The sequence below is a fragment of the Phenylobacterium sp. genome (assembly GCF_036495085.1).
Lineage (GTDB): Bacteria > Pseudomonadota > Alphaproteobacteria > Caulobacterales > Caulobacteraceae > Phenylobacterium.
On record NZ_DASXNL010000089.1, the window covers coordinates 1 to 11,656 of the forward strand.

13 protein-coding genes are annotated in these 11,656 nt (G+C 67.8%); 5 read left to right on the forward strand and 8 right to left on the reverse strand.

The annotated features are described in order from the left end of the window. A partial coding sequence (locus VGI62_RS10450) for a polysaccharide deacetylase family protein (RefSeq protein WP_331504423.1) occupies positions 1 to 2,064 on the reverse strand: 2,064 nt, incomplete at its 3' end. A gap of 302 nt (positions 2,065 to 2,366) precedes the next feature. Between VGI62_RS10450 and VGI62_RS10455 the strand changes: the two genes are divergently transcribed. Beyond that, positions 2,367 to 3,131 carry a LytTR family DNA-binding domain-containing protein gene (locus VGI62_RS10455; RefSeq protein WP_331504424.1) on the forward strand — a complete coding sequence of 255 codons (765 nt, stop codon included), beginning with the start codon at positions 2,367 to 2,369 and terminating at the stop codon, positions 3,129 to 3,131. On the opposite strand, the gene VGI62_RS10460 is transcribed toward VGI62_RS10455, so the two are convergent. Then, positions 3,128 to 3,676, reverse strand: a complete 549-nt coding sequence (locus VGI62_RS10460) for a GNAT family N-acetyltransferase (RefSeq protein WP_331504425.1) — start codon at positions 3,674 to 3,676, stop codon at positions 3,128 to 3,130. The two genes, VGI62_RS10455 and VGI62_RS10460, sit on opposite strands and share 4 nt — an antisense overlap. Positions 3,677 to 3,870: 194 nt before the next feature. Here VGI62_RS10460 and VGI62_RS10465 point away from each other — a divergent pair, with 194 nt between their 5' ends. Further along, the gene (locus VGI62_RS10465) at positions 3,871 to 5,208 is read left to right on the forward strand and encodes a hypothetical protein (RefSeq protein WP_331504426.1); all 1,338 of its coding nucleotides are present in this window, start codon (positions 3,871 to 3,873) and stop codon (positions 5,206 to 5,208) included. Between the two features lie 25 nt (positions 5,209 to 5,233). On the opposite strand, the gene VGI62_RS10470 is transcribed toward VGI62_RS10465, so the two are convergent. Next, positions 5,234 to 6,217 (reverse strand): malate dehydrogenase, encoded by a 984-nt coding sequence (locus VGI62_RS10470; RefSeq protein WP_331504427.1) that lies wholly within the window; start codon positions 6,215 to 6,217, stop codon positions 5,234 to 5,236. 115 nt (positions 6,218 to 6,332) lie between these two features. Here VGI62_RS10470 and VGI62_RS10475 point away from each other — a divergent pair, with 115 nt between their 5' ends. Further along, the gene (locus tag VGI62_RS10475; protein ID WP_331504428.1) at positions 6,333 to 6,752 is read left to right on the forward strand and encodes an HIT domain-containing protein; all 420 of its coding nucleotides are present in this window, start codon (positions 6,333 to 6,335) and stop codon (positions 6,750 to 6,752) included. Here VGI62_RS10475 and VGI62_RS10480 read toward each other — a convergent pair. Next, a complete protein-coding gene (locus VGI62_RS10480; RefSeq protein ID WP_331504429.1) occupies positions 6,749 to 7,441 on the reverse strand; it encodes a hypothetical protein in 693 nt (230 codons plus the stop codon). The two genes, VGI62_RS10475 and VGI62_RS10480, sit on opposite strands and share 4 nt — an antisense overlap. A 6-nt stretch (positions 7,442 to 7,447) precedes the next feature. Further along, on the reverse strand, positions 7,448 to 8,329 hold the full coding sequence (locus tag VGI62_RS10485; RefSeq protein ID WP_331504453.1) for a CoA ester lyase: 882 nt from the start codon (positions 8,327 to 8,329) through the stop codon (positions 7,448 to 7,450). 71 nt (positions 8,330 to 8,400) lie between these two features. On the opposite strand from VGI62_RS10485, the gene VGI62_RS10490 reads away from it, so the two are divergent. Further along, positions 8,401 to 8,784 carry a DUF2237 domain-containing protein gene (locus VGI62_RS10490; protein ID WP_331504430.1) on the forward strand — a complete coding sequence of 128 codons (384 nt, stop codon included), beginning with the start codon at positions 8,401 to 8,403 and terminating at the stop codon, positions 8,782 to 8,784. Here VGI62_RS10490 and thpR read toward each other — a convergent pair. Continuing rightward, positions 8,781 to 9,317: an RNA 2',3'-cyclic phosphodiesterase gene (thpR, locus tag VGI62_RS10495; RefSeq protein WP_331504431.1), complete on the reverse strand. Its 537-nt coding sequence runs from the start codon at positions 9,315 to 9,317 to the stop codon at positions 8,781 to 8,783. The genes VGI62_RS10490 and thpR overlap by 4 nt on opposite strands. A gap of 147 nt (positions 9,318 to 9,464) precedes the next feature. Here thpR and VGI62_RS10500 point away from each other — a divergent pair, with 147 nt between their 5' ends. Beyond that, positions 9,465 to 10,217, forward strand: coding sequence for a Bax inhibitor-1/YccA family protein (locus tag VGI62_RS10500; RefSeq protein ID WP_331504432.1), 753 nt, complete (start codon positions 9,465 to 9,467; stop codon positions 10,215 to 10,217). Positions 10,218 to 10,299: 82 nt separating this feature from the next. On the opposite strand, the gene VGI62_RS10505 is transcribed toward VGI62_RS10500, so the two are convergent. Beyond that, complete coding sequence (locus VGI62_RS10505) at positions 10,300 to 10,635, reverse strand: DUF2794 domain-containing protein (protein ID WP_331504433.1); 336 nt, start codon at positions 10,633 to 10,635, stop codon at positions 10,300 to 10,302. Between the two features lie 282 nt (positions 10,636 to 10,917). Next, positions 10,918 to 11,622: a DUF1223 domain-containing protein gene (locus VGI62_RS10510; protein ID WP_331504454.1), complete on the reverse strand. Its 705-nt coding sequence runs from the start codon at positions 11,620 to 11,622 to the stop codon at positions 10,918 to 10,920. Between the last annotated feature and the right edge of the window lie 34 nt (positions 11,623 to 11,656).

Here is an 11,656-nt window from a genome sequence, read left to right on the forward strand (position 1 = left end):
GTTGCGGCTGGTGGCCGGCATGGCCTCGGCCGGCGTCATGCCGGCGAGGTCGGCGATGGTCACCAGCTTGTAGCCGTGGGCCCGCAGCGCATCGATCAGCTGCGGCAGGGCCTTCACCGTCCAGCTGCGGTCGCCCCCAGAGTCGTGCAGCAGGATCACCTGGCCGGGCCGGTCGGTATGGTCCGCCAGGCGGGTGAGCGCGGTGTCGATGATCCGCCCCGGGGTCGAGGCGTCGGGGTGGTTCCAGTCGTCGGGGTCGATGCGCAGGCCGACCGCTAGGTAGCCCTGGGTCTGGCCGGTGAGGAGCGGCGCCACCTCGCGCGGCGTCGACGGTTCGGCGTCGCCGAAGAACGGCGGCCGGAAGAGCCGCATGGAGCGGCCGGTGATCGTTTCGAAGAGACGCTGTGTCGCCGACAGCTCCACCGCCGCCTGGGCCGCCGAGACCTTGGAGATGTCCGGATGCGTCCAGCTGTGGTTGCCGACGTCGTGGCCCTCGCGCACCTCGCGCGCCACCAGGCCGGGCTTGTTGGCCATATTCTTGCCGATCACGAAGAAGGTGGCCGGCGCGTGCTTTGCTTTGAGGATATCGAGGATCTTCGGCGTCCAGCGCCCGTCCGGCCCGTCATCGAAGGTCAAGGCCACCCAGCCCGGATGGAAGCCGTAGCGCTGGATCACGTAGGACGTGGGCATCACCTCGTAGTTTTCGCCGGAAATCAGGCCGGTGTCGGAATCGATCTCCAGCGAGCGGCGGCCGGGTGTCGGGATCGACTCGACATGCAGCACCTCGCCGCGGCCATCGAAGTCGACGTCGACGCCGGGCTTCAGCGCCTCCAATCCATCGGGCTTGGCCTGGCCGTAGTCGTGGCGCAGCACCTGCCAATCAAGTTGGTCCTCGCCGCCCATCCGCCACAGCGCGTAGCCCATGGGCCGGAAACCGTCGGCGACCTTGATTTGATTGAATAGTGTCGGTGCGTCCAGGAACCAGACGGTATGCTTGCGGCCCGCATCGTCCTGATAGCCGAAGGTCGGGTTGAGCGAATTCTCGTCCATCTCGACCTGGGCCTCGGCGTCATGGGCCTTCTGGGTCGCTTCGTTGAAGAGGATGGTCTCGGCCGCAGCCTTGTTCTTTGGGCCCGACAAGGTCCAATCGTAACCGTAGGCGCCGAGCGCCAGCACGGTCTTGGCGGGGTCAAGGACCTCCATCCGCTTGGCGAGCGTCGTCTCGAACCAGTCCTGCGCCGCCGCCGGGCCCGCCACGCCGCCCCCCCAGTGCTGGTCGTAGGCCATCAGGACGACAGCGTCGGAGACATCCTGCAGGGCCCGGATCGGAAAGCTGTCGTCGGCGAAGGGCGTGGTCACCCAGACCTCGCGGCCGAGCGGCTTCATCGCCTTGCGCGCCTCGGCGATGAAGCTGGGGTAGGTCCGGGAGGCGGCCTCGGAAAGGTCTTCGAAGTCGAAGACGTATCCGGCGTACCCACGCTTTTGCGCCTGGGCCGCGAGGTTGGCGATCAGAGCCGTGCGCGCCTTGGGATTGAGCAGCACCGCGTCGGCCTGCGGGCCGTTCCAGGCATGGCCGGCGGTATTGTAGTTGAAGACCCCCGGCAGGATCGACGGCGGATGCTTGGCCGCTGCGATGATCGCACGCGCCTGCGGGTCGGAAGTGATCGACAGGCTCCCGTCCGTTCCGCCCAGCGCGACCCATTGCGGCGAGACCACGTCAAGCTGGTCGATGTGGTCAGCCAGCGATTCGCGCGAGCTCTCATCCCACGAGACGTAGAAGCCCACCGCCAGCGGCCGGGCGGGGCCGCCCGCGGCGGTTCCCGCCTTGGGGTGGGGTATGCGGTTCCACTGATTGCGGCCCTTCAGCTTGTGGGCGGTCTCAACATGCAGGGACGTCAGCACCTGCGGATCCTTCAGCGTCAGACTCGGGAGCCGCGGCGCGAAGGCCAGCGTGGCGAAGAAAGCGGCGACCAGCAGCGCTATGAACGAGGCCACAAGCCCGCCCATCAGGCGCACGCGGCGTGCACGACGCCCGGTCGGATCGTGGAAGATGAGATCGGCCATGAAGGAGTTGGCGGCCCAAGGTGAGTCGGCCCGTCTTATGCCCCGCCACAGTGGCCGAAGCTAGGCGACCGCTTGACGCTGCCGGCGGAGACCTGAGCATCCGGCCGGAACGCACTTGTCCGCGGGCTTCACCAGGGCCTGCCGCGTTTGTGAAATGGACGACATCCTTTATCTCCGGGGCGGGCGGCAGGCGCCGTCGGTTTCGGAGACCGCTGTCGCGATGGGCGAGGGCCGATGCGTCATCTGACAGAGCCGCGGCGGCACGGCGCACTGCAAACCGCGCCGAGCGGAACCGCGGCCCGATGACGGGCCTGCCGCAGATCCTGCGTTGGGGCCCCTACGAAACCCTTCGCGGCTGGCTGCGCGGCCTCCTGGTGACCCTGGCCGCCGCGGCGTTCCTGGCCCTTGCGGGCGCATTCGGATCTGCCGGGGCGCCGCTGGGGTTACGCTTCGTCTACTGGCTGGCGCTGATGCTGCTTGGCTGGCTGTGGGGGACCTTTGTCTCGCGGTTCGCATTCCGATTGCGCGGCCAAACCCGCTTGTGGCTGCGTGTGGTGGTCTCCTCCCTGGTGATCGGGATTCCATACTCAGCAGTCGTCGCCTATGCGGGCGTCGTCGCCTTCAAGACCCACTACCCCGCCGCTGCGATCCCCGGCCTCGTCGCCTCCGTCGTCGCCGTGACGCTTGTCATGGTCGCAATCAACGTGCTGATCGATCGCCAATCGGGTCAGATGACCTTGGCGTCAGCCGAGCCGCCGAAGTTCCTCGAGCGCCTGCCGCTTAAGCTGCGCGGCGCCGAGGTCTGGGCTGTGGAGGCTGAGGACCACTATCTTCGCCTGCACACCTCAAAGGGCCAGGACCTGATCCTGATGCGGCTTTCCGACGCCATCGCGGAGCTCGAAGGCATCGAGGGCGCGCAGGTCCACCGCTCGTGGTGGGTGGCGCGCGACGCCATCTCCGAAGTCCGCCGCGGCGACGGCCGCGCAAGGCTGACGTTGAAGGACGGCGCAGAGGCGCCCGTCAGCCGCAGCTACGCCCGCGTGTTGCGCGAGCGCGGTTGGATCTAGTCGTTGCGGCGCGCGAGCCATTGCTCCCGCGTCTGGCCCCAGGCCTCGACCTTCATGTCCTGGTAGGGGGCCGGCATCGCCGCCGGGCCCAGGAGCGTCGATCCCAGTCGTTTCGCGACGGCCTGTGACGCGACGTTGGCCGGCTCGATGGTGTGGATCGCCTCGGTCCACCCCAGGATATCGAAGGCGTAGTCCATGCAGGCCGCCGCCCCTTCGGTCGCATAACCCTTGCCCCAGGCGTCGCGCGAAAGCCCCCAACCGACTTCCGTCCCAGGCCAGTCCTGCGGCTGCCAGGGCCCCAGCCGCCCGATCCACCGCCCGCTGGTTTTTTCGATCACCGAGAACATCGAGAAGCCGCGGATCGCCCAGGCTCCGGTCACCTGGCAGATGCCGCGCCAGGCAACGGAACGGGCCTGCACGCCGCCCAGGTGGCGCATGGTTTCCTCGTCGGCGGAGAACATCGCCCAGGCGTCGAAATCCTCCGGCGCGGGCGCACGCAGAATCAGCCGTTCTGTTTCAAGAATTGGCGCTGGCGCAAACGACATAATTGGAGCTCATATAGGGTTCGGGAGAGATCGGTGCGAGGCGTCGACAGCCTAGCCTTAGGCAGGGCACATCGACCAGCGCTTCGGTCGTCGGGGGGTCCGTTGGGAGGGACTCTGCGATGGCGTTGGATAGTCTCGACAAATCCAGATCACAGCCTGTGAGACGCCGCGGCCATGCCGGGCGAAACATCCTGATGGCGGGAGTGGCCGGAGCCTGCCTGATGGGTGCGGGCGTGGGCTTATGGGCGCGCCCCACCGCTAACGAACGGCCAGGGGCGTCCCCAACGCCCGAGGCCGCGCCCCCCGCGACGGTCGCCCCGCATCGGCTGCAGATCATCGTCGATGACCTTGCAGCGCCGATCAGAGCCCCGATTGAGGTGCTGTCGGCCAGCGCGCCACCAGCCCCGCAGCGATCCTCCGATCCCGAGCCGATGGCTACGGGCAGAGAGGCCGCCTTAGCCGCGATGGAAGCGCCGGCCTCCCGAAAATCCACGCCGGACCCGTCTGCGGAAGTCGCGAAGTCCAGGCCGCTCATGCCCGACCCGGCCCCCGCCCAATCCAGACAGACGATTGCGAGGGCCAAATCCGCGACAGCGCCTGCGCATTTTGCGAAGGCCGACCCACCGTCGCCAAAGACGCCGTCAAAGGCCCAACTGGCCCGGGCTCAGGCCGCGCACAAGGCTGAACTCGCTCGCGCTGACACGGCTCGCAAGGCTCAACTGGCCAAGGCCGAGGCGGTCCGCATCAAGGCGGCGCAGATCCAGGAGGCTCAGATCGCAGCCGCCCAGGCCCAGGCGGCGCATGTGCAGGCCGTTAAAGCAGCGTCACACAGAATCGAACTCGCTCGCGCCGCCAAGGCCGCGAAACGGGAACAGCTGCGTGAGGCCAAGGCCGAAAAAGACCAAGAGCTGCGCTTGGCCAAGGCGGCCAAGGACGAGCAACTGCGGCTAGCCCAGGTCGAAGCCAGGGGCCGCGTCGAGGCCCGCGCGCAGGCCCACGCACAGGCGCTCGCGCAAGCCCAAGCCCAAGCCCAAGCCAAGGCGGACGCCCGCAAGAGGATAATGCTGGCGAGCCTTGTGCGCGCCGCGCCCCATGCGCAGCCCCCGGCTACGGCCGCCCACAAGGCAAAGCCGCCGATGGCTGATGTGGCCAAGAGTGAGCGCAAGCAGAAGGCGGCCCACAATCCCACGGTCGAGCACGCGTCGATCAAGGCCCACAAGCGGTCAGTCGCACCGCCGCCGAGGGCTCGCACCGCACAGCCGCCGCCGATGCCGAGCTCGGGGCTGATGATGGTTTCGGCCCCGCGCGAGGAGCCGCTCGTCGGGGTGGCGGACCGGCAGGTGGCCCGCGCCTACCAGGGAGCGCGCGCCGCCGGAGTTTCCGACGCCCAGCTCGAGCGCCAGCAAGAGCGCTGGCTTGCCGCTCGCTCTGCGGCCGCTCGCGAAGCCCCGTGGGCCCTGCGCGACATCTACCTGGCCCATATCGCCGAATTGAACGGCATGGCCAGGGATGCGCACGGCGCGGGCCACTAAAGGGCGCCGCGCCGGCTTTCTTTGGCTAGCCCAACATCTCCTTGACGGTGTCGCGCTCGGCGACGAGTTCGTCGTTCGTGAGCGCGATCTTGGATTTGGCGAAATCGTCCATCTGATGGTCGCCGATGACTTCGTGACCGCCCGCGGTGGTGCGTACCGGCATGCCGGCCCAAACCCCCTCGGCGAAGCCGTAGCGGCCCTCGCTGGCGACGGCCACGGAGTGCACCTTGCCGACCGTGGTCAGGTCGCGAACGTGGTCCACGAGTGCGTTGGCCGCCGAGGCGGCCGAGCTTTGACCGCGAGCCTCGATGATCGCCGCGCCACGCTTGCCGACCGCGGGCAGGTATTCGTTCTTCAGCCAGGCCTCGTCGCCGATCACCTCGGCGGCCGGCTTGCCGCCGATCTTGGCGTGGGTGAAGTCTGCGAACATCGTCGGCGAGTGGTTGCCGTAGATGAAGAGATCCGAGACCTCGTCAATCACGACCCCGGCCTTCTTGGCCAGAAGCGCGCGGCCGCGGTTCTCGTCCAGGCGGACCATGGCCGTGAAGCGGTCCTTCGGCAGGCGGCGGGCCTGGTTGGCGGCGATCATCACGTTGGTGTTGCAGGGGTTCCCGACCACCGCGACGCGCGCGTCGTCAGCGGCCACAGCGTCGATGGACTTGCCCTGGGCGATGAAGATCTTGCCGTTGTCCTTCAGGAGATCGGCGCGTTCCATACCGGGGCCGCGCGGCTTGGAGCCGACCAGCAGGCACCAGTTCGCATCCTTGAAGGCGGTGTCCGCATCTCCGGTCAGCACCATGTCGCTGACCAGCGGGAAGGCGCAGTCCTCGATCTCCATGGCCACCCCCTTCAGCGCTTTCTGCGGGCCTTCGACCGGGATCTCCAGGAGTTGCAGGATCAGGGGCTGGTCGGCTCCGAACATCTGGCCCGAGGCGATCCGGAACAGGAGGGCATAGCCGATATTGCCCGCCGCGCCGGTGACCGCCACGCGGATCGGTTTCTTAGCCATGCTGCTGCTCCCTTGATTGCTGCGGCGGGTCCCTAGCCCAGCGAGGAGCGGGCCGCAATGGCGGGCGCGGGGAAACAGGCTTGGCGAGGCCGGCCGTACGGTGTTCCCTTGAGGGATGTTCGAGATCGATCCCGCGTTTCTGGCCACCGCCGAACCGGTCGGCGACTTGGCGCTTTGCCATCTGCGGCTGCAGGCCGACGCGCGCTTCCCGTGGATCGTGTTGATCCCGCGCATCCAAGGCGCGCGCGAACTCGAGGATCTGGCCGGCGGCGAGCGCGACGTTCTGATGGAAGAAATCCTGCGGGCCGGCGAGGCGGTGCGCGCCATCGCCGAGGCGCTTGGCAGGCCGGCGGCCAAGCTCAACGTCGGACAGCTCGGCAACGTCACGCCGCAGTTGCATGTGCACGTGATCGCGCGGCGTCCCGACGATGCGGCGTGGCCCGCGCCGGTCTGGGGCTTCGGGATCGCTGAACCCTACGCCCCCAAGGCGCTTGAAGCTGCCCTCGCCGCTGCCAGGATGACGCTCGGACTTTAGAGTCCCGTGCGGCGCAGGGTGACCGGGCGCCGGGCGCCGCCCTCCGAGAGGTCACCGGCCCAGCGCCCGTCCGCCGACGGGTGGAGGGTCGCCACGGTCGCGGGCGCGCCCGGCCGGACCGCAAATCGCAGGGTCACCTCAGAGCCTTGCCTCTGGATGTCGTCCACCAGGCCGGACCCGTTCAACGCACCCTTGCGGCGGACGTCACGCCAGACGCCTTCCAGGCGGTCGCGCCGATCGACGAGCTGCAGCGAATAGAGGTCCTGACCGGCGGCGCTTAGCGTCCAGCCGCCGTCAAGCGGGCCTTGGTATTCCTGAGCCGCGGCAAAGGACGAACGGATGCGCGCATCGTAGGCGATCGTGGCAGGAGATAGCGGGGCTCCGGGCGACTTGCCGGTCTCTGTGATGTTCACCGGCGCGGTGAGGTGCGGGCCAGCGGCCGGGGCGTAGGGCCGGCCGCTGTAGGGCGCGGTCACGGGGGGCTCAGCCTCCGGCTCGGTGCGCGGGGCGCTGGCCGTATCGGGTTCGTCCTCGTCGCCGGGCGCCGGACGGGCGTGCTGCTCCAGCAGGGCGCCGATTACGTCGCGGGAGGCGCCGGGCGGCTGGGCCGGCGCGGGTTGCGCCCAGGCCGGCGAAATTCCGACGGGCAGCGCGGCGATCAGGGGCAGCAGCAACACGCAAATCCGCATCGACCCTCAGGCCTCCTGCGCGGCGATGGCCTCAGCAACTTCAATCAGCCGCTTCGCCTGATCCAGGTGAAGCCGTTCGACCATACGCCCGTCGACTTTCAACACACCTTTCCCGGCATTTTCCGCCAAATCGAAGGCCGCCGCTACTGTGCGCGCCCAAGCCACCGCATCGGGCTCCGGGGAAAACGCGCGATTGGCGATCTCCAGATGGGTCGGATGGATCAGACTCTTTCCGTCGAAGCCTAGGTCGACCCCTTGCGCGCACTCCCGAGCGAGGCCCTCAAGATCGGGGATATCGTTGTAAACGCCATCGAGGATCGTGATTCCATGGGCGCGGGCGGCCATCACGCTCAAGGCCAGGGCGGGAACCAAGGGCGCACGGTCGGCGAGGGGCCTGCAGCGCATCTCCTTGACGAGGTCGTTTGTCCCGACGACCCAGCACAAGACACCCGCGGGCCCGGAGGCCTTGGCCAGGGCGTCGAGAGCGAAGACCGCCTTGCAGGTCTCGATCATCGCCCATAGGGCTGGACCGGCGCCCAGCGCCCGGCGATAGGCGGCGAGGTCCTGCGGCGAACTGACTTTTGGAACGAGCACGGCGTCGGGACCCGCAGCGGCGGCGGCGGCGAGGTCCTCAATCCCCCAAGGCGTGTCGAGGCCGTTCGTGCGGATCACGAGCTCGCGGCGGCCGAAACCGCCGGCGCGCACCGCCTCGGCTGCGAGCGCACGAGCCGCCAGCTTGGCGTCGGGCGCGACCGAGTCCTCGAGGTCAAGAATCACCACATCGCAGGCGAGCGTTCTCGCCTTCTCGATGGCCCGCGCGTTCGCGCCCGGCAGGTAGAGCACGCTGCGGCGAGGCCTCGCGCCAACGGATCGCTCTAGGGATGGCATGGTGGCCGTCGTCACCGCTTGCGCTCCTTCGCGCATGGATATCCGCCAGTCTTAGCGGTTAGGGTAGGGACATGACCACACGCTACGATCCAGGCGCACGCAACGTCATGGGCGGAGAATTGAAGCCCTGCTCGGTCGACCCGGTCACCGGCTTCTTCCGCAACGGCTGCTGTGAGACCAGCCATGAGGACGTGGGTCTGCACACGGTTTGCGCGGAAGTGACCGCCGAGTTCCTCGCCTTCAGCCGGGCCATGGGCAACGACCTGACGACACCGGTCCCGGACGCGGCCTTTCCAGGCCTCAGTCCCGGGGACCGCTGGTGTCTCTGCGCGCCGCGCTGGAAGGAGGCCCTGGACGCCGGCGCCGCGCCGAAGGTGGTTCTCGAAGCCACCCACGAGGAGACACTCGCAATCGTGCCGCTTGGCGTGCTCAAGGATCACGCCGTCGAGGTCTAGGTGAGTGGATATTCCGCCTCCAGCCGATAGTGCGCCTGCTCCGAACCGAGGAAACTTGAATAGAGGCAGAAGGTCTCAGCGCGGATCGGCGGCGACCTGAGGAGATTGTTAGCCTGGATCCAAGCGGCCACCTCACCGGGATCGGCGCGGCGCAGGTAGGCTAGAGTGACGTGTGGTCTGTAGTGGCGGGTCTCGGCCTTCAGGCCGGCGCGCCGCGCGGCTGTCTCGCAAGCCTTGGCCAGGCGGAGCAGGGGCTCGGTCTCTGCGACCCCGGCCCAGATGGCGTGGATGTCGGGCCCGTCGCCGAAGGCGCCGACGCCCGCCAACTCGATCTCGAAAGGCGCCGCGCGTACGGCGGAAAGCTCGGCGTCGAGGTCGCGGGCGACGTCCTCGCGGATCTCCCCGAAGAACCTCAGCGTGACGTGCAGCGCCTCGAGTGAGCGCCAACGCGCGCCCTCTACCCCAGCCTGGCGACGAGCAAGGGCTTGGCCGATATCGTCCGGGATCGGCAGCGCGGCGAAGAGCCGGATCATGACCCTACCTAGACCAGCTGGCCGGCAGCGGCAAAACTCTGGCGCTTATGAAGCGCAGCTTGACCAACAAGGCCTTGCTTCCGCCTTCTGAGACCCCGATATTTAGGCCGCGTCCAATCCGGACGTTCAATCAAGGGTTCTGCTCACATGAGCGACTTCAACCGCGGCTACGCGCGCACGGTCCAAGCGGACCGCGCCGACATGTCGGTTGACGCGGGCCTCCGCAGTTTCATGCTTGGGGTCTACAACAAGGTGGCGCTAGGCCTTGTGCTTTCAGCCGGCCTTGCATTCCTGACCGGCGCCTATCCCCCCGTTCGCGACCTCATGTTCCGCCTCACAGAGGATGGACGCCTCGCGGGCTTCACCCCCCTCGGCATGATCGTGGCGTTCGCGCCGCTCGTCGTGCTGCTGATGTCTGGGTTTGCGCTGCGCAATCCGACCGCAAAAAGCGCCGGTGCGCTCTACTGGACCATCGTCAGCCTGATCGGCGCCTCGTTGGGCGTCGTGGTTCTGGTCTATACGGGTGCGTCCATCGCCTCGACCTTCCTGATCACCGCTGCGGCGTTCGGGGGCCTCTCCCTGGTGGGTTACACCACCAAGAAGGACCTCACCGGCTTCGGCACCTTCCTGATCATGGGCGTCATCGGCCTGGTGATCGCCAGCGTGGTCAATATGTTCCTGCACATGGCGGCCATCGCCTTCATCGTGAACATCCTGGGCGTTCTGATTTTCGCGGGCCTCATCGCCTACGACACCCAACGCCTGAAGATGACCTACTATCAACTGGGCGGCGACCAGGCCGCCATGAGCGTGGCGACCAACTACGGCGCGCTTAGCCTGTACATCAACTTCATCAACCTCTTCCAATTCCTGCTGAGCATGCTGGGCGCCCGCCGCTAGGCCTTGCTCCGCTGAAAACAGGATCGGCCCCGGCGGGAGACCTCCGGGGCTTTTTCTTTGCCCCTCCCCCCGCTGACGGAAGCTATTCCACCACCTTGAACCGCCCCCGCTCGAAGAAGCGCAGCACCTGCTCGAGCTCGTGGCCACGGCGCAGGATCATTCCGCCCTGGCCAAGGACCGCCCAGGCGCCCTGCCGCCGGGCCAGCGCCGGTCGCTTCTCGATTCGGTAGAGCGGGGCTTCTGAGGTGCGCTTGTAGACCGAGAACATCGCCGACTCGGCCAAGCCATCGATGGCGTAGTCGCGCCATTCACCGGCGGAGACCATTCGGCCATAGAGGGAAAGCAGGCGGGTTAGCTCGCGCCGCTCGAAAAAGACGATCGCCTGACGCGGCGACGCGTAGGACGTGTCGAAGGCCATTAGCGTGAGCCTAGACCTGAATCGGCCTCTCTCGCCAGTGGGGGCATGACGCTCACAATCATCACGCCTCGAAATGACCTTATTCCGGACCCGCCAGCGCCCGATGCCCCCGCGATCTTAGCAGCGTCGGTTGGTCAGAGACGCAGGTCCCGGATCCTGAACAGCCCCCCCAGCCCCCCTGGATCGGCGGCCTGGCTGACCGGCAAATAGATCTCCTCCAAATGCGAACCCCCGCGATGCTTTGCAGCGCGGGGGTTTTCGCGTCCGCCAGCCCCTGGACCGTCAGTCCTTGGCTTCGGCGGCCGCCAGGACGCGCCCGCCATGCCCGGCCTGCACAAGCACCACGGTCTTCAGCCCTTCCTCGGACTCTGCCGGCGCCCGAAAGGCCACGGGCCTTCCCTTCCACGCCCCAAGGCGGGTTAGCTCACGGACGACGTTCCTGTGAGGAATGGTCTGCCCCTTGTTGTCTCCCGCCTTGACGACGACGTCCTGCTCGCGCGGGTCATAGCGGATCAGCCAGACCTCGCCGCCGCCCTTTGGCGCGCGGGCCGAGCCCACATAGATCCGATCCGCGGTGAACTGGATCGCGGGCGGGTTGCGGGGTGTTCTTGCCGCTTCAGCCACCAGCTTGTCGACCCGCTGGACCTTCGAGCCCGTCGCCTCGGCGGCGCCATCCACCACGACCTGGGGCGTGTAGGGTTCGCGAAGCGCGAGCTTGGCCACATAGGCTTTCTGCCGCTCGGCGAACTCCGGCTTGGCGAAGGTGTCAGCCCAGCCGAGGTAATCCCAGTAGTCGACGGAAAAGGTGAGCGGCAAGACGCCGGGCCTGTCGGCGAGCTTGGCCACATGGGCGTTCGCCTCGCCGCACGAGGCGCAGCCCTGTGCTGTGAAGAGCTCCACCACCACGGGAGGCTTGGCCGCCGCTGCCGGCGTCGAAGCCAATGGCAGGGCGAGCAGGACCAGGCTGAAAAGCGCCGCTTTCCGCATCACCTCGGGCTTAAGCGGTGTTCCGGGCCCTGTA

Bases quoted from the DNA above. Each gene is read 5' to 3' on its own strand.
- VGI62_RS10455 (WP_331504424.1), top strand. From the start codon at position 2,367: ATGACGGGCCTGCCGCAGATCCTGCGTTGGGGCCCCTACGAAACCCTT.
- VGI62_RS10460 (WP_331504425.1), bottom strand. From the start codon at position 3,676: ATGTCGTTTGCGCCAGCGCCAATTCTTGAAACAGAACGGCTGATTCTG.
- VGI62_RS10465 (WP_331504426.1), top strand. From the start codon at position 3,871: ATGGCGGGAGTGGCCGGAGCCTGCCTGATGGGTGCGGGCGTGGGCTTA.
- VGI62_RS10470 (WP_331504427.1), bottom strand. From the start codon at position 6,217: ATGGCTAAGAAACCGATCCGCGTGGCGGTCACCGGCGCGGCGGGCAAT.
- VGI62_RS10475 (WP_331504428.1), top strand. From the start codon at position 6,333: ATGTTCGAGATCGATCCCGCGTTTCTGGCCACCGCCGAACCGGTCGGC.
- VGI62_RS10480 (WP_331504429.1), bottom strand. From the start codon at position 7,441: ATGCGGATTTGCGTGTTGCTGCTGCCCCTGATCGCCGCGCTGCCCGTC.
- VGI62_RS10485 (WP_331504453.1), bottom strand. From the start codon at position 8,329: ATGCCATCCCTAGAGCGATCCGTTGGCGCGAGGCCTCGCCGCAGCGTG.
- VGI62_RS10490 (WP_331504430.1), top strand. From the start codon at position 8,401: ATGACCACACGCTACGATCCAGGCGCACGCAACGTCATGGGCGGAGAA.
- thpR (WP_331504431.1), bottom strand. From the start codon at position 9,317: ATGATCCGGCTCTTCGCCGCGCTGCCGATCCCGGACGATATCGGCCAA.
- VGI62_RS10500 (WP_331504432.1), top strand. From the start codon at position 9,465: ATGAGCGACTTCAACCGCGGCTACGCGCGCACGGTCCAAGCGGACCGC.
- VGI62_RS10505 (WP_331504433.1), bottom strand. From the start codon at position 10,635: ATGGCCTTCGACACGTCCTACGCGTCGCCGCGTCAGGCGATCGTCTTT.
- VGI62_RS10510 (WP_331504454.1), bottom strand. From the start codon at position 11,622: ATGCGGAAAGCGGCGCTTTTCAGCCTGGTCCTGCTCGCCCTGCCATTG.